The organism is Luteimicrobium album (assembly GCF_030161555.1).
GTDB classification, from domain to species: Bacteria; Actinomycetota; Actinomycetes; order Actinomycetales; family Cellulomonadaceae; genus Luteimicrobium; species Luteimicrobium album.
The window spans coordinates 2,705,038-2,727,103 of the sequence record NZ_BSUK01000001.1; the positions used below are offsets into that span (position 1 = coordinate 2,705,038).

The following is a 22,066-nucleotide window of genomic DNA, read 5'->3' on the forward strand; positions in this document are numbered from 1 at the left end:
GATCCGTCCACCGTTCCGCGTCACGGGCCCATGGGGGGAACAGCGGGACGAAGAAGTGAGGATCCATGATTCGACGGATCGTTGCCGCGGGATCCGCGGCCGTAGGTCTGCTGCTCGCGGGCACGATGGCGCCCGCAGTGGCGGCAGACGGGACGGCCTCGCCGGTCCCGCTGAGCGTTCACGTCTCGGCTGCGGACGTTGTCCTGAAGCCCCACGCGACCCGCACTCTCACGGTCAAGGGGCTCATGGGACATCGGGTGGGGGCGGCTCGCCGGTGAGCGTGGTGCTGGAGTGATGGGGTCGAGGTCCCCGAGGATCAGAGGCGACCAAGCTCTCTGCTCTTCTCGAGGACCTCGACGTTGTCCAACGCTACGGGGTGTGTCGGCGCACCCACCATCGAGCCGTGCCCGCGCTGTGATGCCCTGTTGGGTGTCGAGGGTGTTCATGTCGAGCGTGTCGAGCGTGGCCCGACGCGGTTGACGGTCACGGTCTCCACACCGTCACAGGTGATGGGCTGTCCGGCTTGCGGGGTCGTGGCCGAGGCGCGCGGTCGGCGGGTGCGGGTGCTGCACGACGTGCCCGGTGAACAGCCCGTGGTCGTGCGGTGGCGTCAGCGCACCTGGAGGTGCCCGGACCCGGGATGCGGCGTAGGGGCCTTCGTCGAGCAGCATCGCGCGCTGGTGCGCCCGCGCGGGTCGCTCACGCGCCGGGCGGTGATCTGGGCGATCGGGCAGCTGCGTCATGATCACGCGACGATCGCTGGTCTGGCCCGCCGCCTCGCAGTCGCGTGGAAGACGCTGTGGCGCGCGGTCAGGCCGGTCCTGGAGGACTTGGCGGGCGATGAGTCCCGGTTCGCCAGCGTGACGTCGCTGGGTGTGGACGAGCACGTGTGGCACCACGGTGACCGCCGCACCAAGGGCCCCAAGGAGCTGACTGGGATGGTCGACCTGACCCGCGACGGCGGGGGTCGGGTGCACGCCCGCCTGTTGGACCTGGTCCCGGGCAGATCGAAGAAGGCCTACGTCGACTGGCTCACCGAGCGCGGCGAAGGCTTCCGGGCCGGGATCGGCGTCGCCGCGCTCGACCCGTTCGGGGGCTACAAGTCCGCGATCGACGAACAGCTCGAGGACGCGACCGCGGTCCTGGACGCGTTCCACGTCGTCAAGCTCGGCACCGCCGTGGTCGACGAGGTCCGACGCCGCGTCCAGCAGACCACGACCGGGCACCGCGGACGCAAGGGCGACCCGCTGCTGGGGATCCAGACCATCCTGCGTGCCGGGGCCGAGAACCTCACCGACAAGCAGTGGGCGCGCCTGACCCGTGCGATCGAAGCGAACGAGGCCCACGAAGAAGTGTTCGTCGCGTGGCAGTGTGCCCAGGACCTACGCGCCGCCTACCGCGCCGCGGACCTCGCCGAGGGCCGCAAGCGCGCCGAGAAGGTCCTGAACTCGTTCCACACCTGCCCGATCCCCGAAGTCGCACGCCTCGGCCGGACCCTGCGGCGCTGGTCCGGGGCATTCCTGGCCTACTTCACCACCGGCCGCCAGAACAACGGACCCACCGAAGCCATCAACGGGCTCATCGAACTCCACCGCCGCCTCGCCCGCGGCTACCGCAACCGCGACAACTACCGCCTCCGCATGCTCCTCGCCGCCGGCGGACTCGACCTCAAGCCCCCACCGGATGTCCCATGAGCCGGTCAAGGCGACGCTGAGCCGCGCGCTCGTCAAGGGTGAAGTCGCGGCGGTCGTCGTCGGGCCGTGGGACTCGGACGACGTCGTGCTCGTGCCGCTCGACGGAGCGCCTGGCGCGAAGTCGCTCAGCACCTCCTTCCCGCTCGAGTCCGACACTCCGGTGGGAAGCTGGGGTGCCGAGGTCGGCGTCTTCGACGGCACCATCTCCGACGTCTACAGCGGTCAGGTGGACCCGTTCGTCGACGTGACCGCGCGCTTTCACGTGAAGCTGCCGACCGCGTTCACGGTCAACGCGTCGCCCGAGCCGGCCGCCTACGGCGAGACGATCACCGTGGCCGGTGCGCTGACCCACTACAGCCAGACCGCCAAGAAGGACACGGTCTACAAGGCCAAGAAGGTCGACGTCTACTTCGACCCCGCGGGCAAGGCGCGGCGCGCCAAGGTCGCCACGGTGACGACGGACTCGAAGGGCCGGTTCGCCAAGAAGTTCACGGCGAAGACCACGGGCGTGTGGAGCGCGCAGTTCGCGGGCACGTCGTCGTACGCGGCAGTGCGCTCGAACGGCGACAACGTGGTGGTGGCCAAGAAGAAGACGCACCTGACGCTGAACGCGGGGCCGGAGCCGGCGAAGAAGGGCTCCAGGCTGACCGTGGCGGGCCGCCTGACCCACGCGACGTCCGTGCGAGGCAAGGCGCACTACACGTCGTACCACGGCAAGACGCTGACGGTGTGGTTCAACCCGGTCGGTCCGAAGGGTGCGACGAAGATGGCCACGGTGACGACGAACGCGAAGGGTGAGTTCTCCAAGAAGCTCGCCCAGTCGGTCGACGGCACGTGGCAGGTGACGTTCGCGGGGACGAGCACCTACGCGGCGGCGACGTCGAACAAGGATCACGTCGACGTGAAGTAGCCGCGCGTCCGTCGTGCAGCCGAGGGCCCCTCTCCGCCGGAGAGGGGCCCTCGCGCGTCACGGCACCCGTGCGGGTATCGGTGTCAGAGCGACGAGCCGCCGCTTCACCACTATCCACACCACGTTCCCCAGGATGAGTGCGACCACGGCCGCGCTTGCGACCCACCCGATCGGCAGCCCGACGAGCCGGAGCCCGGAGGCGAGGAGCAGGATCGCCAGCGCCCGCCGGATGATCCCGCCGGGCGCGCGGCTGGAGACGTGCGCGCCGAGCCAGGCGCCGGGGATCGCGCCGATGAGCAGCGACGTCGTGAGGCCGAGGAGAAGTCGCCGTAGAGCAGGTGTCCGAGCGACGCCGCGGCGACGAGGGGGACCGCTTGCACGAGGTCGGTCCCGACGACCTGTGACGCCTGGAGCGCGGGGTACATGAGCAGCAGGATCACGATGACGATCGACCCGGCGCCCACCGACGTCATACCGACCAGGAGCCCTGCGACCGCGCCGAGCGCGACGGTCGGCACGGGGCGGACGACGACGTCGGGGGAGGACGGCTCGGCTGGTCCCTCGCCGAACGGCGTGCTGCGGCGGGTCATCTGGAGCACGGCGCGGACCACCAGGCCCGCGGACGCCAGGAGGAGGGCGACGCCGAGGACGACCTTCACTGCGTCGTCGAACCCGTCTCCGAGGGGCAGGACGCGCAGCAGCAGCACGCCGGAGAACGCGGCCGGCACGGAGCCGAGGCACAGCCAGCCCACGAGGCGAAGGTTCACGGTGCGGCGGCGCAGGTGCACGACGGCGCCCGCGGGCTTCATGAACAGGCTCGCGACGACGTCGCTCGAGACGGCCATGAGCGGGTCGACCTTGAACACGAAGATGAGCATCGGCGTCATCAGAGCCCCGCCGCCCATTCCGGTGAGGCCGACCACGAAGCCGACGACGAGACCCCCGAGGACGAGGGCCGGGTCGACGCTCATGGCCGTGTCGGACGGGTGGTCGAGGGGCGGCCGGTCGTGTCGCTGGCCGTGCTGCCGGAAGGCATTCGGCGATGATAGGGCGGGTGTTGCCGCATCGTGGACACGGATGCCAATCTGTGAGACAACGCAACGCGCCCGACGCGAGCACGTGGACCGGGTCGGGCCGTTCGGTCGCCGTTTCCCTGACGTCCACCGGGCGTCACCCCGGATCGCATAGCGTCCCCCACTGTCCCGCGCCACGGACCCGCTGAGGAACAGCGGGACGGCGAACGGGGAACCCATGCTCAGACGAATCATCGCCGCGAGCTCTGCGGCTGCCGGGCTCGTCGTCGCGGGCGCCCTCGCGCCCGCCGTCGCCGCGACGTCGACACCCGCGCCCGTGAAGGTGCTCTCAGTGTCCGCGACCAGCGTGACGCTCAAGCCGCACCACACCGTGTCGGTCAAGGTCACGGCGAAGCTCAACCGGGCGCTCGTCGGCGACGAAGAAGCGGACGTGATCGTCGGTCCTCACGAAGCGACCGGGCCCGACGAGCTCGGGATCGACGAGCTCACGCCCACGTCCGTACCCACGACGCTCACCACCACGTTCACGTTGCCCGACTCCGTGCGCACCGGGCTGTGAGACGTCGAGGCGGCCGTCTTCGCCGACGCGAAGGCCGAGGACCCGTCCGCCTACCTCGACAACGTCTTCCGCGTGAAGCTCCCGACCGCGCTGACGCTCGACGCGGCGCCCGAGCCGGCGGCCGTCGGCGAGACCCTCACGGTCAACGGGAAGCTCACGCGCTACGGCCAGTCGACGGGGAAGTACGCCGGCTACAGCGGACGCAAGGTCGACGTGTACTTCGACCCTGCCGGCGCGGCCCCGCACACGAAGGTCGGCACGGCCACGACCGACGCCTCGGGCCGGTTCACGAAGAAGGTCACCGCGAAGACCACCGGGGTGTGGAGCGCCGAGTACGCCGGCTCGACGTACTACGCGGCCGTCCGGTCGGCGGGCGACAGCGTCACCGTCGTGAAGAAGAAGACCCGCGTCTCCGCCGACGCGTCGCCCGAGCCCGTGAAGAAGGGTGCGAAGGTGACCGTCGCGGGCAGGCTGACGCACGCGACGGCCGTCCGCGGGACCCTGCGCTACACGTCGTACCCCCACATGACGCTCACCGTCTGGTTCGACCCGGCCGGCGCGAAGGGTGCGTCGAAGGTCGCGACCGTCACGACGTCGTCGTCGGGCACGTACTCGGTGAAGCGCACCCAGTCGGTGGCCGGCACGTGGAGCGTCCGGTTCGCCGGGACCCCGAGCTACGCCGCGTCGGCGGGCAAGGACACGGTCGCCGTCAAGTAACGCAGCATCTCCTCGTGGCGCCCGGGGCGCCGTGACCTCACACACAGCCGCCTGATGGTGCGAGGCGTCACGGCGCCCTTCGGTGTGCCGCCGTTATGGTGGCCGAGGCATCGATGCGACCACGGGGCCGCGAGGAGGAGTGACGACGTTACGGTGATCGACGACAGGCTCGGCCCGGTCTACGACGAGCTGGTCAGGCGCAACCCGGGCGAGACGGAGTTCCACCAGGCGGCGCACGAGGTGCTCTCCAGCCTGGGGCCCGTGCTCGACCGCAACCCGCAGTACGTCGAGCAGATCTTCAAGAACTCCTCACCGGCCTGCCGATCGGCGGTGGCAAGGGCGGCTCGGACTTCGACCCCAAGGGCCGGTCCGACGGCGAGATCATGCGCTTCTGCCAGTCGTTCATGACGGAGCTGTACCGCCACATCGGCGAGTACACGGACGTCCCGGCGGGCGACATCGGCGTCGGCGGCCGCGAGATCGGGTTCCTGTTCGGCCAGTAAAGCGCATCACCAACCGCTACGAGTCGGGCGCTCACCGGCAAGGGCCTGACGTGGGGCGGCTCGCTGGTGCGCGCCGAGGCCACCGGCTACCGGGTCGTCTTCTTCGTCGACGAGCTGCTGCGCTCGCGCGGCGAGTCGCTCGACGGCCGCAAGGTCGTGGTCTCGGGCTCCGGGAACGTCGCCACGTACGCGATCGAGAAGGTGCACCAGCTCGGCGGGACCGTCGTCGCGTGCTCCGACTCGGGCGGCTACGTCGTCGACGAGGCCGGCATCGACCTCGAGCTCCTCAAGGACGTCAAGGAGACCCGGCGCGCCCGGATCTCCGAGTACGCCGACGCGCGGCCCGGAGCCCGCTACGTCGCCGGCGGGTCCGTGCGACGTCGCGCTGCCCTGCGCCACCCAGAACGAGATCGGCGAGCGCGAGGCGCGCGCCCTCGTGGCGAACGGGTGCGCCGTCGTCGCCGAGGGCGCCAACATGCCCTGCACGCCCGACGCCGTCCAGGTGCTCACCGACGCCAAGGTCACCTTCGCGCCCGGCAAGGCTGCGAACGCGGGCGGCGTCGCGACGAGCGCGCTCGAGATGCAGCAGAACGCGTCCCGCGACTCGTGGAGCTTCGAGCACGCCGAGCAGCGCCTCGAGGAGATCATGCGCGGCATCCACGACCGGTGCCTCGAGACCGCCGACGAGTACGGCAGCCCCGGCGACTACGTGCTCGGCGCCAATGTCGCCGGGTTCACGCGCGTCGCCGACGCGATGCTGGCGCTCGGGGTCATCTGACCGCTCGGCGCAATGTCGCCGTTCGACGACACTGCAGCCATGTCGCCGAACGGTGACATTGCAGTGGGTGCGTCGAGCGGGCGCTCGACACCCACCTGACCCGACTGATGGGTGATCTCAGCGGACCTTGAGCTTCACCGACTTCGTCGTCTTGGCGGTAACGGTCGAGGAGCCCGAGTACTTCGCGACGATCTTCACGGTGCCGCGCTTCGTCGTCTTCGGCAGCGTGACCGTGACCTTGCCCTTCTTCGACGACGTCAGCTTCACGGTCTTGACCTTGTGGCCGTTCTCGTAGACCTTGATCGTCCCCGTGGGCTTCGGGATGCCCTTGACGGAGACCTTGACCGTGACCTTGGGCTTCGCGCCCTTCTTGATGGTCGTGTGCGCCAGCTTCACGCTCGCTGCCGACGACGCTTTGGTCACCTTCACCTTGGCGCCCACCGCGATGGCCTCGATGCTGCGGGCCTTCGTGGCGGCGTCGGGCGTGAACGTAGCCGTGACGGAGTGCGTCTTCACGGAGAGGGTCTTCGGCAGCGTGTAGGCGGCCACCCCGGCCGACGACGTCCGCACCGTCTTCAGCGTCTTCGAACCGTCCTTGAAGGTCACCGTGCCCGTGGGGCGCACGCCGTTCGTCGTGGCGGTGCGCGCGGTCACCTTGACCGCCGTCTGCCGGTAGCGCTGGGTCGTCGCGGACCGGGTGACCGACAAGCGGGCCTTGCGGTGGACGACGAACGACACGGACGCGGTCGTGCCCTGCGCGGCCACCCGGATCGAGACCTTGCCGCTGCGGGTCGTGAACGTCTTGCCGGCGGGGAGGAACGACGTGCGGTTCGAGGCGGCGCCGATCGGGACGAGCGACTGCTCGTTCTTGCTCCAGTCGCCCCAGACGTCCGAACCCTGCGTCGTCGACAGCCGCAGGATCCGGACGCCGTCGTCGATCGTGTACTGGCCCGTGCCGCCCATGTCGTACGGGCCGAACGGATACCCCGGCCAGTCGGGGACCACCGGGAACGTCACGCCGGGCAGCGACGGCCGGTACTCGACCGTGTACGTCTCGCCGGTCGACGGGTCCTTGACCTGCGCGGCCTGGAGGCCGGTCGGCGCGCCCTTCTCGGTCGCCGGGACGGGCGTCAGCGCGAGGCTCGACGTGTCGGTCACGGTGCGACGCTGCGCCGACGACAGCAGGCCGAGCCGCACCTTCTGCGGACCCGAAAGGGCCGGGATGCCCTTGTTGCCGTAGCCGGCGCCCATGACGTCGTACGGGTCCATGTAGCTCGACATGAGGCACGACGGCGAGGAGAACGCGCCGTCGCTCGCACCGCTCACGCACCACCAGGCGCTCGCGTGCTGCAGACCGAAGTTGTGGCCCAGTTCGTGAGCGAGGGACTGGCGTGACGTGTAGAACTGAGGCGCGTTCGCGTGGTCGGACGACGCGTCGGACGCGCCGAAGAGCGCGAACGTCAGACCGTTGTTGCCGACGGACGCCTTGGTCGGCGTCGTGCCGAGACCCAGCATCGAGTTGCAGGTGTCCTCGCCGGTCGTGTCGCCCGCCGCGAACGGGTAGAGGACGACGAGGTGCTCACGCGCCACGGGGCCGGACGTCGGGTAGCCGCCGGCCCACCAGTCCTTGCCCGACACCGCCTTCGAGCCCTGCGTCCACAGCTTGGTGATGACCGGGACGGGGTTGCCGGTCGGGGTGCAGACCGCGGCCGCGGTCACCCGCTTGATCGTCTTCACGGCGAAGCTCGCGCGCCCGTTGGTCTGACCGGACCAGTAGGTCGACACGTCGGTCACGAGCGAGCGGACGTCGGTGTCCGTGACCGTGCTCTTCTGGCCGCTCGGCGTCGCGATCACGACGTCGAGCTGGTGCACCGTCGACGACGCCGTCGCCGCGGACAGCGTGCCCAAGGACTCGGAACGGAGCAGCGGCGACAGGTCCGCGGGCGGCGTCGAGCGCGGGGCGTAGGGGAGCGTGTCGTCCTGGTCGCCGCCCGCCGACGGCGACGCGAGCGTCCTCGACGGTGACGTCGGCTGCGGCGACGGCGACGCCGCCACCGCAGGGACCGCCAACGAGACGGTCAGGGCGCTCGCCACGAGTGTCGAGGCAAGCGAGATGGCACGCCGTCGGCGCATGGTCCCCCCAGAGATTCCCATGAAGTGCCGATGCGTCTGCTCGGCGGCACGAGAGTACCTGGTCGGAATGTCGAATCCGGCGGCCCGCCGTCCACGTGAGCGACGGGCCACCGGGTGAAATCGCGCAGGCAGCGGCGGGATGTGTCGCTCCGGGTGCTACGTTCACGGCCGGCCTACTGGCGGGTCCTCCACGAACGTCCAGGACGGTCCGACTTCTACTCACGCTCGTCCCCTGGAGGATCCATGCGTCAGCTCTTCGTGGGCGGCCGGCGCGCCGCCGCAGCCGCCGCGTTCGCCGCGGTCGTCGCTGCGGGCGTCACGGCCCCCGGAGCGACCGCTCTCGCCGCGCCGCACGCCGCGTCGTCGGTCACGCTCGCGGCCAGTACCACCGCCAGGCCTCACGTCACGTCGTCGCCGAAGTCGGTGGTCGTCGTGACCGGCCACAAGGCGACCTTCCGGGTCAAGACGTCGGGCGTCGGCCTCACCTACCGCTGGTACGTGAGCACTAACGGGAAGACGTGGAAGAAGATCGCGAAGGCGACCCACACGTCGTACACGGTGAAGGCGAAGGCGTCGGTCGACGGGCACCGGTACCGCGTCGTCGTGAGGAACGCTCACGGTTCCGTGACCTCGAAGAGCGCCAAGCTCACCGTCGCCCTCAAGCCCCACGTCACTCGCCAGCCGCACGCGGCGACCGTCGTCTCGGGGAAGAAGGCCACGTTCTCGGTCCGGGCGACCGGCAACGCGCTCGGCTACCAGTGGTACGGCGCCGCACCCGGCAAGTCGTACGCGAAGGTGTCCGGCGCGACCAAGGCGACGTACGCGTTCACCACCAGCGCCGCCAAGAACGGTTACCGCTACAAGGTGTCGGTCCGCAACAAGGCGGGGCACGTGACGTCGGCATCGGCCAAGCTGACCGTGATCACGAAGCCGAAGATCACCAAGCAGCCGGTCGAGGAGCTCGACGTCGCGAGCGGCGCCACCGTCAAGCTCCGTGTCCAGGCCAGCGGGATCGGCCTCACCTATCAGTGGCAGTACGCCGACCTCACCGATGACGGCGACGACGTCGTGTACCGCTCCATCAAGGGCGCGACCGGCTCGAGCTTCTCGTTCACGGCGAAGACGACGTCGTACGACGACCTGCGCGTGGTCGTGTCGAACAAGGCCGGCAAGGTCGCGAGCGACGACTCGTACATCACCGTCGGGTCGTCCCCGACGGACCCCTACGGCCCCGACAACGGCGGCTTCCTCACGAGCTGGGCGGTCGGCCTCGACACGGACGCCGTCGGTGGCGCGACGACCGTCGTCGGGGACGACACGAGCGCGAAGGTGACCTCGCGCTTCCTCGGCCTCGCGCTCGACCCCCACGCGGACGAGACCTTGGACCTCGCGGCCTGGCTCGTCGTCGAAGGCGTCGCGTACCCGGCGACGGTGACGCCCAAGGCGCTCCAGTACGACGGCTTCTACCAGTTCACGCTCGTCGCCTCGCCGACGGTCTCCAAGGCGGACGCGGCGAAGGGCATCTGGAAGATCACCGACTCGTCGGGGGCCAAGCCGGTGACGCAGTACTTCACGCAGGGCTGACCAGAGTCGCTCGTTCACGAGGCCGGCGTCCGTCGACGGGCGCCGGCCTCGCCTCGTCTCGTTGCTGATCGGACCGGGTGAATTCGCGGGTGAGGTCGGTCGCCCGTGCCCGGTTCGGCCTGAGTCGTGGCTGTGGGCATGACGCTCGGAACGTTACGATCAGCCGTCCGCCCCGTCGTCGGCCCTCGCTGTGCCGACCGCCCCAGGAGTCTTCATGCGCTCGCTCCGTTCCCTGTTCGCCACCGCCCTCGTGGGCGGGCTGCTGGTCTCGGGCTCGGCCGTCGTCGCGACGACGGCGCAGGCTGCGCCCGTCCGCACGGTCGCCGTCTCGGCTGCGAAGACGACGCCGACGAAGGTCACGATCAAGAAGATCGCGACGAAGACCGCGCCCTACGCGGGCAAGACGACGATCAAGCCGCGCGTGATGGCGTCGGGCAAGGTTTCGGTGAAGTCGAAGACGCTCACCGTGAAGCACGGCAAGAAGACGGTCGCCAAGAACAAGAAGTCCGTGAAGCTCGCGGCCGGGACGTACAAGGTGACGACGAAGGCCACCTACAAGACCTACAAGGTCAAGACGACGACGAAGACCGTCACGAAGAAGAAGGTCGGCGTCGCTTTCGGGACCGACGTCACGGTGACCTGCACGGCGAGCAAGGTCGATCTCGACGGTGGCTACGGCGACCTCGTTGCGACGTGCACGTCGTCCCGCTTCGACGGTGCCCGCAAGGAGTCGATGATGTTCCTCGACATGGGTGATGGCACGTACTACGGCTTCGGCGACAACCTGGACGAGCTCACGACACGCGTCGTCCCGCAGGTGGGGAAGCCGTTCAGCGCCACCCTGAACGCGGGCGACGACCTCAAGAAGAGCTACCAGGCCAAGCAGACGACGACCACGAAGGTCTGGTCGAAGACGAAGTCCAGGTCGCTCACCCAGAAGCTCGTCATCAAGAAGGGCAAGCGCCCCAACCACACGGCACCGATCAGCGAGTGGAACTGCCCGAGCTGGGCGCCCATCAAGGGCAACGCGGACAGCGGCATCTACCACGTGCCGGGCGGGCGCTGGTACAGCCGCACCAAGCCTGAGATCTGCTTCACGACGCGGGGTGCAGCCGAGGCAGCGGGCTACCGCGCCTCCAAGAACGGCTGAACCGAGCGACGACGGCAGCGTCGTCGGTTGTCCAGGTCGACCTGCTGCATCGGGATGGTGTCGGTCGGGACGCACAGCGCCCACACCCTCAGTGTGCGACTGGGCGTCGACCGCGCTGCCCTGGACCCGCCGGCGATGGCGACGTACTTCTGCGACTCGGCGTCGTCGTCGGGGCACGCGACCGTCGCGGAGCGGCCACCACCGTTCTGGCAGTTCTCGACCCGGAGGACCGCGCCGGTCGGGGAACAGCTGCGGCGAACACTTCTCGACGAGAGGCAGAGATCCGTTCGTCAGGCCGGCTCCGACGCGCGGAAATCGGCCCCTCGACGACGCGGTCTCGCGCGGCCGCACATCACCGTCGGCGAGCACGACGCAAGGCCGGCACCCGCTCGGGTGCCGGCCTTGCGCCGTCGGGCAGGGAGAAGGCTCAGGAGCCGGACGTCTCCGTGGCGCCCGCGGCGTCGCCGGTGAGGCTCTTGATGAACTCGGGGTTCTTCTCGAGCCACTCGTTCACGGCGCCCTCCGGGTCGTTCTTGAACCGGTCGTCGTTGCGCATGAGGTTCTCGATCTCGCCGATCTGGGTGTCGGTGAGCTTGAAGTTCTTCATCCACGCCGCGATGTCGGGGTGCGCGGCGGCGAAGCCCTTGTGCGCGTAGGCGTGGATCTGCTCGGCGTCGCCCATGAGGCCCTTCGGGTCCTCGAGGTCGCGGATCTTGAACTGGGTGTACGCCCAGTGGGGACGCCACAGCGTGACGGCGACGTTCTTGCCGCTCTGCTCCACGCTCTTGAGGGACGCGAGCATCGCGGATGTCGACGACGTCTGGAAGTTCAGGTCGTCGAGCCCGTAGCCGGGGAGCATGTCGTTCTTCACGACGCCGGTCTCGCCCGCGCCGGCCTCGATCCCGACGAGCTTGTTGTCGTAGTCCTTGGCGTACTTCTTGAGGTCCTCGATCGACTGGGCCGGCGAGTCCTCGTTCACGGCGATCGTGAGCTTGGCGCCGTCGTACCAGGTGCCGAGGTCCTCGAGCTTGTCGCCGTACTTCTTCATGTAGGCGGCGTGCGTCACGGGGAGCCAGGTGTCGGCGTAGATGTCGTAGCTGCCGCCCGCGAGGCCCGTGAAGATGATGCCGAGGTCGGCGGACTGCGTCTTGACCGTGTAGCCCTGGTCGGTGAGGACCTTCTTGATCACGTACGAGGCGGCGGTGCCCTCGTCCCACCCGGCGGGCGGGAGCGCGATCGAGATGGTCTTGTCGCCGGCCGAGCCGGACTTGTCGGAGCCGGACGCGTCGTCGTCGGACGAGCAGGCGGCGACGCTGAGCGCGAGCGCGGAGACGGCGACGGTGGCCGCGGCGTAGCGGGTGCGGCGTGCGGTGAACATCAGGGATTTCCTTCCTTCGGCAGGCTGACGCCCACCTGGGTCGGGGGACCGGCCGTTCGGCCGGACGGGGAGAGGGCGTGCGCCGTCGGGCACGGATGCCCGACGGCGCAGCCCGGGTCAGGCGCGGACCTTCGCCAGCGCCCGGGAGACCGGGGCGCGGGAGGCGAGGCCCGAGGTGACGCGGTCGAGGAGGATCGCGAGGATCACGACGGACAGGCCGGCCTCGAAGCCGAGCCCCACGTCGATCTGCTGCAGCGCGGACACGACGTCCCCGCCGAGGCCGCCGGCGCCGACCATGCCGGCGACGACCGCCATCGAGAGCGACAGCATGATGACCTGGTTGACGCCGGCCATGATCGTGGGGAGCGCGAGCGGGACCTGGATCTGGCGCAGGGTGCGGCGGTCGGTCGCGCCGAACGCGCGGCCCGCCTCGACGACCTCGGAGTCCACCTGCCGGATGCCCAGCTCGGTGAACCGGACCCCCGGCGCGAGCGCGAAGAGGACGGTCGCGACGATCCCCGGGACGGTGCCGGTGAGGAAGATGACGACCGTCGGGATCAGGTAGACGAACGCCGGCATGGTCTGGAGGAAGTCCAGGACCGGCCGGACGACGCGCGACACGTGGTCGTTGCGGGCCGCCCAGATCCCGAGCGGTATCGCGATGACGAGCGCGATCACCGCGGACACGAGGACCAGGGAGAGGGTCTCCATCGCGTGGTCCCACTGGTCGACGCCCGCGACGACGACGAGGCCCACCAGCACGGTCACGCCCAGCCGCCACGACTTGGCCCACGTGGCCAGCAGCGCGAGCACGAGCGCGACCGCCCAGAACGGCGGCGTCTCGAAGATCCAGTGGACGCCGTCGTAGGCGCCCTCGAGGACGTTCTTGATCCCGTCGAAGAAGCCCGTGAAGCTCGTGGTCAGCCAGTCGACGAAGCTGTCGACCCACTCGCCGAGGTCGATGCGGGGCACGACCGTGCCCGTCTCGTCGTTCACGGCCGCCGTGGTGGCGGAGAGTGCTGCGGCGATCATCGGGCTGCTCCTTCCGTCGCGGCGACCGCTTCGACGGGCGTGCCGTCCTCGACGGCCGCCGGGTCGGGCGTGGTGCCCTGCTCGGGGACCATCGCCTCGAGCAGTGCCTCGCGGTCGATGTGCCCGACGACGTGTCCTGCGTCGTCGTGCACCGTGAGCGGGACGTCGCTCTCCGCGGCGGGGGCGAACAGCTCCGCGAGGGGGTGTCGTCCGCGACGACGGGGACGCCGTCGGGCGTGGGGGTCGCGGCGGTGCCCGGGGCGGCGGGGTCCGGCTCGCTCGTCGGGGTCATGACCGACGCGGCGGTCAGGACGCGGGTGCGGTCGACGTCGTTCACGAACTGGGCGACGTAGTCGTCGGCCGGCTCGGACAGGATCTGCTCCGGCGTGCCGATCTGGACGACGCGGCCGTCGCGCATCACGGCGATGCGGTCGCCCAGGTGCATGGCCTCGTTGAGGTCGTGCGTGATGAAGACGATCGTCTTGCCGAGCGTGCGCTGCAGCTCGATGAGCTGCTCCTGCATCTCGCGGCGGATCAGCGGGTCCAGCGCCGAGAACGCCTCGTCCATGAGCAGGACGTCGGTGTCGGCGGCGAGCGCGCGGGCCAGGCCGACGCGCTGGCGCATGCCGCCCGAGAGCTGCGACGGCAGCGAGTCGTGCCAGCCCTCGAGGCCGACGAGGTCGAGCGCCCGGGCGGCACGCTCGCGACGCTCCGCCTTGTCGACGCCCTGGATCTCGAGCGGGTAGGCCGCGTTCTCGAGGACGGTCCGGTGGGGGAGCAGCGCGAAGTGCTGGAACACCATCGACACCCGGGTGCGGCGCAGCTCGCGAAGACGTGAGCCCGCGACGGCCGTGAGGTCGTCGTCGCCCAGCCGGACGTGGCCGCTCGTCGGCGTCCAGAGCCCGTTGATCATCCGGATCAGGGTCGACTTGCCCGAGCCCGACAGGCCCATGACGACGAAGATCTCGCCGGGAGCCACGTCGAAGCTGACGTCGATCACCGCGGCGGTGCCGAGGTCCTTGACCTCGTCGCGGGTCGCGCCCTCCTGGAGCCTCCGGACCGCCTTCTGGGCGCGGCGCCCGAAGACCTTGTAGACGTTCTCGACCCGGACCGCGGGAGCATCGTTCCCGGTGGTCCGGGCTGTGGTCGCACTCATGCGAACCTCCACCTCCGTCACGTTCTGTGCGGCGGCGCTGTGCACGACCCCCAGCGACCCACGGGTCGCGCGCCGAGGCGCGGCGAGACCCGCAGGGCGAGGGCCGGGGTCCCGGTGGACCCGGCGCCATGCCGACGTGCCACCTTGCCAAAATGCTGGGCAAATCTCGAACTCGCCGGGGGCAATCAACACTGGATCGCCTCGGATCGGGCGGGCACGATCCGCAGAATGGTGCGGATGAGAGCCGATCTCGGGTTGTTATGCCGTTGTGACGTTGCGATATCGGTCAACAATCGGTACCGCGCGCGGGCGCGCGCCCGCGCGTTCGATTGCTACGCCCTCGCCGTCGGCGTTCCCGACTACCCTGGACGTGATCCGCCGCCCACCCCGGCGGCGTCCACCCCGCGCGGACGGGAGCCCCCAGCGCACGAGTCCAAGGAGCACGTATGCCCGAGAACGCTTCGTCCGCTGGCCACTTCGACGAGGTCCCCGGCCGCTACAAGGTCCGCAGCCTGGCGCTCGCGGAGGCCGGTCGCCACCAGATCCGCCTCGCCGAGCACGAGATGCCCGGCCTGATGGCGCTTCGCGAGGAGTTCGGCCCCACCCAGCCGCTCGCGGGCGCCCGCATCGCCGGCTCGCTGCACATGACGGTCCAGACCGCCGTCCTCATCGAGACCCTCACCGCGCTCGGCGCCCAGGTGCGCTGGGCGAGCTGCAACATCTTCTCCACGCAGGACGAGGCCGCGGCTGCGATCGTCGTCGGGCCGCACGGCACCCCGGAGGACCCGCAGGGTGTGCCCGTGTTCGCGTGGAAGGGCGAGTCCCTCCCGGAGTACTGGGACTGCACCGAGCAGATCCTCGTCTGGCCGTCGGAGGACGGGGGCGTGCAGGGCCCGAACATGATCCTCGACGACGGCGGCGACGCGACCCTGCTCGTCCACGAGGGCGTCGCGTACGAGCGCGCCGGCGCCGTCCCGGCAGACACGCGCCCCGGCGAGCCCGACCACTCGGAGGAGGCGAACGTCGTCCGCGCCGTGCTGCGCCGCGCGCTCGAGGCCGACCCGCTGCGCTGGACCACCATCGCGGAGAGCCTCCTCGGCGTCACCGAAGAGACCACCACCGGCGTCCACCGCCTGTACCAGCTCGCCGAGCAGGGCCAGCTCCTGTTCCCGGCGATCAACGTCAACGACTCCGTCACGAAGTCGAAGTTCGACAACCGCTACGGCATCCGCCACTCCCTGCCCGACGGCATCAACCGCGCCACCGACATCCTCATCGGCGGCAAGGTCGCGTTCGTCGCGGGCTACGGCGACGTCGGCAAGGGCGCGGCCGAGGCGTTCCGGGGCCAGGGCGCGCGCGTCATCGTCTCCGAGATCGACCCGATCTGCGCGCTCCAGGCCGCGATGGACGGCTACCAGGTCGCGCGGCTCGAGGACGTGGTCGGCGAGGCCGACTTCTTCATCACCACGACCGGCAACAAGGACGTCATCCGCACCGAGCACCTGGTCGCGATGAAGGACAAGGCCGTCGTCGGGAACATCGGCCACTTCGACAACGAGATCGACATGGCGGGCCTCGCGCAGGTCCCGGGCGTCGTGCGCACGGAGATCAAGCCGCAGGTCCACGAGTGGACGTTCACCGAGGCCGGCCCGGACGGGCAGGCGGCCGGCCGGTCGATCATCGTGCTGTCGGAGGGGCGCCTGCTCAACCTCGGCAACGCGACGGGCCACCCGTCGTTCGTCATGAGCAACTCGTTCTCCAACCAGGTCATCGGCCAGATCGAGCTCTTCACCGATGGCACCGACGGTTCGCGCGCCGACGGCAGCGGCGACCCTACGGTCCGGCAGTACGAGCGCCAGGTGTACCGCCTGCCCAAGATCCTCGACGAGAAGGTGGCCCGCCTCCACCTCGACGCGCTCGGGGTCCGGCTGAGCGAGCTCAGCAAGGACCAGGCCGACTACCTGGGCATCCCGGTCGAGGGCCCCTACAAGGCGGACCACTACCGCTACTGACCGCGACACGGTGCGCTTCATCCCGCGCGGATGAGGCGCACCGCGCCCGCCGTCTGGTTCGCTGGTCGCGTGACCGAGAACACGCCGCTCACCGACGGCGAGCGCACCGAGCTGGAGTCCCTCCGCGCGGAGGTGACGCGCCTCCGGGCGGTGGCTGCGCCGTCGGGCGGGCAGAGCCCGGGCGCGCCCGACGGCGGCCAGGTCGCGGGGCACGCAGGCCGGCCGAGGGGTGGCTGCGCTGGACGGCCACGGGTGTGCTCGTGGTGCTGGCTGCGCTCCTCGCGATCTCGGCCGTCGGCGCGCGCTACGTGCGCAGCCAGCTCCTCGACACCGACCGGTACGTCGCGACGGTCGCTCCGCTCGCGGACGACCCGGACGTGCAGAACGCCGTCGCGACCAAGGTCACCGACGCGATCGTGCAGCAGCTCGACCTCGAGACCCTCACCCGGAACGCGCTGACGGCCATCACGGACAACGCGCCTCGCGTGCCCGACGCGATCGTGGGCCTCGCCCCGGTCCTCGCGGGCCAGGCGAACGGGTTCATCGGGGACCAGGTCACCCGGTTCGTGCGGTCCGACAACTTCGCGAACCTGTGGGTCCAGGCCAACCGTGCCGCGCACGCCAACGTCGTCGCTGTCCTCACCGGGGGAGTGGCCGCGCCGTGACGGCGACGGCGGACGGCGCCGTCGTCGTCAACCTCGGACCCGTCGTCGACGCCGTGAAGCAGCAGCTCGTCTCGCGCGGCCTGACGTTCGCGAGCAACATCCCGCAGGTCTCCACGACCATCACCGTCTTCCAGTCCTCCGACATCGCGAAGGCCCAGCGTTGGACCCGCTGGTTCGACCACGCCGCGACCTGGCTGCCCTGGATCGCGCTGCTCGTCGCTGCGGCCGCCGTCGGGGTGGCGCCACGGGGGAGTCGCCGTCGGGCTGTCGTCATCGTCGCGTCGGCGCTGGCCGTCGCGATGATCGCCCTCGGCCTCGGCGTGACCATCGGCCGGGCCGTCTACCTCGGGGCCGTTCCGGCGCACGTCCTGCCCACGCACGCCGCCGCCGCGGTGTTCGACGCCGTCGTCCAACCCCTGCGCACCACGCTCCGGTTCGTGCTCGTGTGTGCGCTGATCGTGGCGCTCGCGACCTTCCTCGTCGGTCCCAGCGGTGCCGCCCAGGCCGTGCGGGACGGGTTCATGTGGCTGGTCGGACGCGCATCGGGCGGGCGCGCCGGGGACACGACGCGCGAGCCGCGGCCCTGGGAGGTCTGGATCGCGCGGTACGCGCTCGTGCTCACGGTGGTGCTGATCGCGCTCGGCGGGCTGGTCCTCGTGTTCTGGCACTACCCGACGGGCGCGGTAGCGTTCTGGATCGCGCTCGTCGTCGTCGTGCTCGTCGTGGCGGTCCAGGTGCTCGCAGCACCCGGCCGCCGGGCGGCGCTCGCGGCCAAGGAGGACGGCACCCCCACCACGCTGAGTGCGTAACTCTTGTGCGACACACCCGGCGTGTCGCACAAAAGTTACGCACTCAGCGGATGCGAAGAAACACGGGGGACGTCCCCCGTGTGACCTGGCGGTCGGCCCGGTGGGCCGGTGAGCTCCGGGCCGACAGGATGGAGGCATGAGCACGACGACCGCACCCAGCCCCCAGGCGCCCGCCCCGCAGCCGCCCCGCCCCGAGGCCTCCCCGCCCACCCGCGCGCGGCCCGAGCCCGTCGGGTTCTTCAGCGCCCCTTCCGGCGCCGCACCTGGAGCGAGCTCCTCTTCCTGGTGTGCACCCTCGTGACGAGCTCCGTCGGGCTCGCGTACTTCTTCTTCACCATCGGCGCCGGCGTCGGATTCGGCGTGACCGTCGTCGGGTTGTACGTCGGCGGGTCGCTCGTCGTCGGCGCGCGCATGTGGGGCTCGCTGTACCGGGCCGAGGGCCGCGCGTTGCTCGGCGTGGACGTGCCCGCACCGCTGCCGTTCCGCCGCGGACGCGGGTTCTGGGGCGGCATGGGCCGCATGCTCGGCGACACCGCCGGCTGGCGTGCGCTCGCGTTCCTGTTCCTGTCGTTCGTGACGAACCTCGTCGGGGCCGTGTTCTCGCTCGTGTTCCTCGCATACGGGCTCGGCGGGCTCACGTACGGCATCTGGTACCGCTGGCTCCCGATGCAGCAGGCGCCTGACGGCAGCTGGCACCGTGGCGCATCGTTCGGCGACAACTGGTTCGTCGACACCCACGGCCGGATGTGGGCGCTCGCGGGAGTCAGCCTCGTCATGTTCTTCCTGTGGCCGCAGGTCCAGCGCGGGTTCGTCCACCTCACCCGGCTCCTCATCGTCAACCTGCTCGGCCCCACCCAGGCCAGCCTCCGCGTCGCCGACCTGGAGCGGTCCCGCGGCCGCACCGTCGAGGACGCCGACGCCCGCCTCCGCCGCATCGAGCGCGACCTCCACGACGGCACCCAGGCCCGGCTCGTCGCCGTCGCCATGCAGCTCGGCGAGGCGAAGGAGCAGCTCGCGGGGGCGTCGTCGGGCGCGGAGAGCGACGATCCGACCGTGACCGACGCCCTCGGGCTCGTCACCCTCGCCCACGACTCCACCAAGGAAGCCCTCACCGAGCTCCGCGAGATCGCGCGCGGCATCCACCCGCCCGTGCTCGACAACGGGCTCGCCGCCGCCCTCGGCACGCTCGCCGCGCGCTCGCCCGTGCGGACCGTCGTCGACGTCGACCCGGCCCTGTCCGAGCGGGACGCCCTCGCCCCGGCGATCGAGGCGCTCGCCTACTACGCCGTCGCCGAGCTCGTCACCAACGCCGCCAAGCACGCCCACGCGTCGACGGTGTGGGTGCTCGTCGAGCCCGCCGCCGCCGCGCGGCCCCGGCCCCCGGATCCGCGGAGCCGAGCCGGTACGTCCGGATCCGGGTCCGCGACGACGGCGTCGGCGGTGCCGCCGTGAACCTCACCGACCCGCGGCCGGGCGAGGGGAGCGGGCTCGCCGGCCTCGTGGAGCGCGTCCGCGCCGTCGACGGCACGCTCGACGTCGTCAGCCCCGCCGGCGCCGGGACCCGCGTCGACGTCCTCCTGCCCACCGTCGTCCCCGGGGAGAAGTAAGTGCGCATCCTCATCGCGGAAGACTCCGCGATCCTCCGCGACGGCCTCGTCGCCCTGCTGCAGCGGCGGGGCCACGAGGTCGTCGGGGCCGTCCCGGAGGCCGACACCCTGCGCGCCGCCTACGCCGCGCTCGTCGCGGACGGGGGAGCGGGCGCCCCCGACGTCGTCGTCGTCGACATCCGCATGCCCCCCACCTTCACCGACGAAGGGCTGCGGGCGGCCATCGAGCTGCGCGCCGCCCACCCCGGACAGGGCGTGCTCGTGTTCTCGCAGTACGTCGAGACGCAGTTCGCGTCCCGGCTCCTCGCCGACGACGCGCGGGGCCTCGGCTACCTGCTCAAGGACCGCGTCGCCGACGTGGGCGAGTTCCTCGCTGCGCTGGAGCGGATCGCCGGCGGGCAGACCGTCCTCGACCCCGAGGTCGTCACTCAGCTCATGGGCGCGTCCCGCGGCGACGACGGGCTCGGGCGGCTCACCCCCGCGAGCGCGAGGTGCTCGAGCTCATGGCGCAGGGGCGTTCGAACGGTGCGATCGCCGAGGCGTTGTTCCTGTCGTACGGGGCGGTCGAGAAGAACGTGACGTCGATCTTCGACAAGCTCGACCTGCCGCAGGCCGCCGCCGACCACCGCCGCGTGCTCGCGGTGCTGCGCTACCTGCGCGGGCAGTAGCGTCCCGCGCCGCGCGTGGTCGCGCGGTAGCCGCACCAGCCACCGCAGCGGCTGCAGGCCGTGCGATGAGCTTCGGACATCCGTGCCGTTTCGGCACCTCTGGACGCTACCAACGAGCATGAGCGTCCCCGGTTGCGGTGGTTGGTGCCGCTACGCCCGGGCGCGCACCCCCCGAGCCGACGACGCGGCGCCGCGCCACGTGAGGCGCCCGCGTGCGGGGCGCGATGCCGGAGGCGTGCGCGGGCCGACCGGAGCGGTGTCGCACGGCGGCGAGGTCGTCAGGTCGCACAACGGTTCGGTGCCACCCACAGCGAGGCGGCTGCATCGGTTGTCCACATCTTCGTTGGTGAGGGATGACGTCGACCCGCGTGCTGTGGGACCACTGGTCCATGCCACGCCCAGCGCCCACCGACGAAGAGCTCCGCGTGTCGACCGTCTATCGCCGCCTCGTCGCCGCCGGTGGCGGCGCACGCTACGCCGAGCTCGTGCGCCGACCCCACGACCGTGCCGTGTTGAGCCACCTCGTCCGGCGCGGTCTCGCCTTGAAGGTGGGACACGGGACGTACGCACTGCCGGCCGCGCAGCCGGACCTCGTCGTCGCCGCGCGTTTCGACGCGCACGTCGACTGCGTCAGCGCGCTGCGGCTGCAGGACGTCACCGTGCTCGACCCCCGACCCGCACCCACCTGCTCGTTCCGCGTGGCCGCAACGACGCCAGACGGCCTGGACGCGAGCTGCGCCGGGTGAGGCTGCACCGCTCGGACGAGGAGCTCGGGCTCGCCGTGATGGACGGGCGGGTGCGGTCCGTCGAGCGCGCGCTCGCGCGGGCGCTGCGGTGCCTCCCACGCGACGACGCGGTCGTCGCGCTCGACAGCGCGCTGTTCAAGAAGCTCGCGACCGTCGAGGGCGTGCGTCGGCACATCCCGGCCAACGCGCCCTCGCGCGTCTGGTCGACGCTCGCCCTCGGTGACGCGGGCGGTGAGTCGATCATCGAGACGCTCGCGCGGCTTGCCCTGCTCGACGCCGGGTACTCCGTCCGGACACAGGCGAAGTTCCGAGGCGTCGGTCGGGTCGACCTGCTCGTGGACGGCCGTGTTGTCGTCGAGCTGGACGGGTACGAGTTCCACTCCAGCCGGTGGGCGTTTCGGAACGACCGCTACCGGGACCGGGCCCTGCACGCGGGTGGGCTCGTCGTGCTGCGTTTCACCTACGGGGACGTGATGGACGACCCGGACTGCGTCGTGCGCGCGGTGCGCGCCGTGTTCGTCGGCCGGCGTCCCGACTTCGAGGTCATCCGTCCGTACGCGTAGCCGCACCAGCCACCACGATGGCGCGCCCATCCGTGGTACGAGTCGGGCATATTGCTCGGCAGGTCGTCGCCGGCCCGGGCGTCGGCGGCTCCGCAGCGGAGCTGTGGTGGCTGGTGCCGCTACGACCAGGCGCGGGGCGCCGGCGATCCTGAGGCGGTGCGTGCGGACCAGGTGGCGGCTGTGGGTCTGCTGGTGATCTGCCCGGTTCGTGCCTCCCGGCTTGCATCCGACGGCGCAGCGTTCGTACGGTCGAAAGATCACGAACAGATAACGACACGCGACCGTGCGAGCAGGTGGCACGCACAACCGAGACCGAGGACGGGCCCAGCGCCACGTCCGAGGGGAGGCGTATGACCGCGCCGGCACCG

20 protein-coding genes and 3 pseudogenes are annotated in these 22,066 nt (G+C 70.9%); 17 read left to right on the top strand and 6 right to left on the bottom strand.

What is annotated here, in order from left to right; translation table 11 throughout:
• The first annotated feature begins 359 nt into the window (after positions 1 to 359).
• Complete coding sequence (locus QQK45_RS13910) at positions 360 to 1,694, top strand: ISL3 family transposase (protein ID WP_284292520.1); 1,335 nt, start codon at positions 360 to 362, stop codon at positions 1,692 to 1,694.
• Positions 1,684 to 2,604 (top strand): hypothetical protein, encoded by a 921-nt coding sequence (locus QQK45_RS13915; protein ID WP_284293774.1) that lies wholly within the window; start codon positions 1,684 to 1,686, stop codon positions 2,602 to 2,604. Before QQK45_RS13910 ends, QQK45_RS13915 begins: the two co-directional genes overlap by 11 nt.
• Before the next feature lie 110 nt (positions 2,605 to 2,714).
• On the opposite strand, the gene QQK45_RS13920 is transcribed toward QQK45_RS13915, so the two are convergent.
• Positions 2,715 to 3,575 (bottom strand): sulfite exporter TauE/SafE family protein, encoded by an 861-nt coding sequence (locus tag QQK45_RS13920; RefSeq protein ID WP_284293777.1) that lies wholly within the window; start codon positions 3,573 to 3,575, stop codon positions 2,715 to 2,717.
• Positions 3,576 to 3,855: 280 nt separating this feature from the next.
• On the opposite strand from QQK45_RS13920, the gene QQK45_RS13925 reads away from it, so the two are divergent.
• The 3 genes and pseudogenes from QQK45_RS13925 (at position 3,856) to gdhA (ending at position 6,195) form a co-directional block, all read left to right on the top strand.
• The gene (locus QQK45_RS13925) at positions 3,856 to 4,197 is read left to right on the top strand and encodes a hypothetical protein (RefSeq protein WP_284293779.1); all 342 of its coding nucleotides are present in this window, start codon (positions 3,856 to 3,858) and stop codon (positions 4,195 to 4,197) included.
• 72 nt (positions 4,198 to 4,269) lie between these two features.
• Complete coding sequence (locus tag QQK45_RS13930) at positions 4,270 to 4,914, top strand: hypothetical protein (RefSeq protein WP_284293780.1); 645 nt, start codon at positions 4,270 to 4,272, stop codon at positions 4,912 to 4,914.
• 156 nt (positions 4,915 to 5,070) lie between these two features.
• Positions 5,071 to 6,195 (top strand): annotated as a pseudogene (gdhA, locus tag QQK45_RS13935) (NADP-specific glutamate dehydrogenase).
• A gap of 117 nt (positions 6,196 to 6,312) precedes the next feature.
• Here gdhA and QQK45_RS13940 read toward each other — a convergent pair.
• A complete protein-coding gene (locus tag QQK45_RS13940; protein ID WP_284293781.1) occupies positions 6,313 to 8,289 on the bottom strand; it encodes an Ig-like domain repeat protein in 1,977 nt (658 codons plus the stop codon).
• 282 nt (positions 8,290 to 8,571) lie between these two features.
• Between QQK45_RS13940 and QQK45_RS13945 the strand changes: the two genes are divergently transcribed.
• Together QQK45_RS13945 and QQK45_RS13950 are read left to right on the top strand one after the other, a co-directional pair.
• Positions 8,572 to 9,912: a DUF8696 domain-containing protein gene (locus QQK45_RS13945; protein WP_284293782.1), complete on the top strand. Its 1,341-nt coding sequence runs from the start codon at positions 8,572 to 8,574 to the stop codon at positions 9,910 to 9,912.
• A 214-nt stretch (positions 9,913 to 10,126) separates the two neighbouring features.
• Positions 10,127 to 11,062: a sunset domain-containing protein gene (locus QQK45_RS13950; RefSeq protein ID WP_284293783.1), complete on the top strand. Its 936-nt coding sequence runs from the start codon at positions 10,127 to 10,129 to the stop codon at positions 11,060 to 11,062.
• A gap of 427 nt (positions 11,063 to 11,489) precedes the next feature.
• On the opposite strand, the gene QQK45_RS13955 is transcribed toward QQK45_RS13950, so the two are convergent.
• The 3 genes from QQK45_RS13955 to QQK45_RS13965 form a co-directional block, all read right to left on the bottom strand.
• A complete protein-coding gene (locus tag QQK45_RS13955) occupies positions 11,490 to 12,440 on the bottom strand; it encodes a glycine betaine ABC transporter substrate-binding protein (protein ID WP_284293785.1) in 951 nt (316 codons plus the stop codon).
• Between the two features lie 117 nt (positions 12,441 to 12,557).
• Positions 12,558 to 13,472, bottom strand: a complete 915-nt coding sequence (locus QQK45_RS13960) for an ABC transporter permease (RefSeq protein WP_284293787.1) — start codon at positions 13,470 to 13,472, stop codon at positions 12,558 to 12,560.
• Positions 13,469 to 13,624, bottom strand: coding sequence for a hypothetical protein (locus QQK45_RS13965; RefSeq protein ID WP_284293789.1), 156 nt, complete (start codon positions 13,622 to 13,624; stop codon positions 13,469 to 13,471). The genes QQK45_RS13960 and QQK45_RS13965 overlap by 4 nt, the downstream gene beginning before the upstream one ends.
• Between QQK45_RS13965 and QQK45_RS13970 the strand changes: the two genes are divergently transcribed.
• Positions 13,619 to 13,825, top strand: a complete 207-nt coding sequence (locus tag QQK45_RS13970) for a hypothetical protein (RefSeq protein WP_284293792.1) — start codon at positions 13,619 to 13,621, stop codon at positions 13,823 to 13,825. The genes QQK45_RS13965 and QQK45_RS13970 overlap by 6 nt on opposite strands.
• Here QQK45_RS13970 and QQK45_RS13975 read toward each other — a convergent pair.
• Positions 13,819 to 14,628 (bottom strand): annotated as a pseudogene (locus QQK45_RS13975) (quaternary amine ABC transporter ATP-binding protein); the annotation flags it as partial. The gene QQK45_RS13970 and the pseudogene QQK45_RS13975 overlap by 7 nt on opposite strands.
• Positions 14,629 to 15,074: 446 nt before the next feature.
• On the opposite strand from QQK45_RS13975, the gene ahcY reads away from it, so the two are divergent.
• From ahcY to QQK45_RS14020, 9 genes and pseudogenes are all read left to right on the top strand, one after another.
• Complete coding sequence (gene ahcY / locus QQK45_RS13980) at positions 15,075 to 16,640, top strand: adenosylhomocysteinase (RefSeq protein WP_284293795.1); 1,566 nt, start codon at positions 15,075 to 15,077, stop codon at positions 16,638 to 16,640.
• A gap of 254 nt (positions 16,641 to 16,894) precedes the next feature.
• Positions 16,895 to 17,305: a hypothetical protein gene (locus tag QQK45_RS13985; RefSeq protein ID WP_284293797.1), complete on the top strand. Its 411-nt coding sequence runs from the start codon at positions 16,895 to 16,897 to the stop codon at positions 17,303 to 17,305.
• Positions 17,302 to 18,114 (top strand): hypothetical protein, encoded by an 813-nt coding sequence (locus QQK45_RS13990; RefSeq protein ID WP_284293799.1) that lies wholly within the window; start codon positions 17,302 to 17,304, stop codon positions 18,112 to 18,114. Before QQK45_RS13985 ends, QQK45_RS13990 begins: the two co-directional genes overlap by 4 nt.
• A 136-nt stretch (positions 18,115 to 18,250) precedes the next feature.
• The gene (locus QQK45_RS13995; protein ID WP_284293801.1) at positions 18,251 to 18,415 is read left to right on the top strand and encodes a hypothetical protein; all 165 of its coding nucleotides are present in this window, start codon (positions 18,251 to 18,253) and stop codon (positions 18,413 to 18,415) included.
• The gene (locus QQK45_RS14000) at positions 18,412 to 19,566 is read left to right on the top strand and encodes a sensor histidine kinase (protein WP_284293803.1); all 1,155 of its coding nucleotides are present in this window, start codon (positions 18,412 to 18,414) and stop codon (positions 19,564 to 19,566) included. The genes QQK45_RS13995 and QQK45_RS14000 overlap by 4 nt, the downstream gene beginning before the upstream one ends.
• Positions 19,563 to 19,721: a hypothetical protein gene (locus tag QQK45_RS14005; RefSeq protein ID WP_284293805.1), complete on the top strand. Its 159-nt coding sequence runs from the start codon at positions 19,563 to 19,565 to the stop codon at positions 19,719 to 19,721. Before QQK45_RS14000 ends, QQK45_RS14005 begins: the two co-directional genes overlap by 4 nt.
• Positions 19,722 to 20,389, top strand: a pseudogene (locus QQK45_RS14010) (response regulator).
• Between the two features lie 353 nt (positions 20,390 to 20,742).
• Entirely contained in the window at positions 20,743 to 21,135 is a 393-nt protein-coding gene (locus tag QQK45_RS14015; protein WP_284293806.1) for a hypothetical protein, read from the top strand.
• Positions 21,132 to 21,698, top strand: coding sequence for an endonuclease domain-containing protein (locus QQK45_RS14020; protein ID WP_284293808.1), 567 nt, complete (start codon positions 21,132 to 21,134; stop codon positions 21,696 to 21,698). The genes QQK45_RS14015 and QQK45_RS14020 overlap by 4 nt, the downstream gene beginning before the upstream one ends.
• Positions 21,699 to 22,066: the final 368 nt, after the last annotated feature.

Excerpts from the sequence above, each read along its gene's own strand:
- QQK45_RS13960 (WP_284293787.1), bottom strand. The coding sequence starts at position 13,472 with ATGATCGCCGCAGCACTCTCCGCCACCACGGCGGCCGTGAACGACGAG.
- QQK45_RS13915 (WP_284293774.1), top strand. The coding sequence starts at position 1,684 with ATGTCCCATGAGCCGGTCAAGGCGACGCTGAGCCGCGCGCTCGTCAAG.
- QQK45_RS13945 (WP_284293782.1), top strand. The coding sequence starts at position 8,572 with ATGCGTCAGCTCTTCGTGGGCGGCCGGCGCGCCGCCGCAGCCGCCGCG.
- QQK45_RS13920 (WP_284293777.1), bottom strand. The coding sequence starts at position 3,575 with ATGAGCGTCGACCCGGCCCTCGTCCTCGGGGGTCTCGTCGTCGGCTTC.
- ahcY (WP_284293795.1), top strand. The coding sequence starts at position 15,075 with ATGCCCGAGAACGCTTCGTCCGCTGGCCACTTCGACGAGGTCCCCGGC.
- QQK45_RS14015 (WP_284293806.1), top strand. The coding sequence starts at position 20,743 with ATGACGTCGACCCGCGTGCTGTGGGACCACTGGTCCATGCCACGCCCA.
- QQK45_RS13925 (WP_284293779.1), top strand. The coding sequence starts at position 3,856 with ATGCTCAGACGAATCATCGCCGCGAGCTCTGCGGCTGCCGGGCTCGTC.
- QQK45_RS13995 (WP_284293801.1), top strand. The coding sequence starts at position 18,251 with ATGAGCACGACGACCGCACCCAGCCCCCAGGCGCCCGCCCCGCAGCCG.
- QQK45_RS13955 (WP_284293785.1), bottom strand. The coding sequence starts at position 12,440 with ATGTTCACCGCACGCCGCACCCGCTACGCCGCGGCCACCGTCGCCGTC.
- QQK45_RS13950 (WP_284293783.1), top strand. The coding sequence starts at position 10,127 with ATGCGCTCGCTCCGTTCCCTGTTCGCCACCGCCCTCGTGGGCGGGCTG.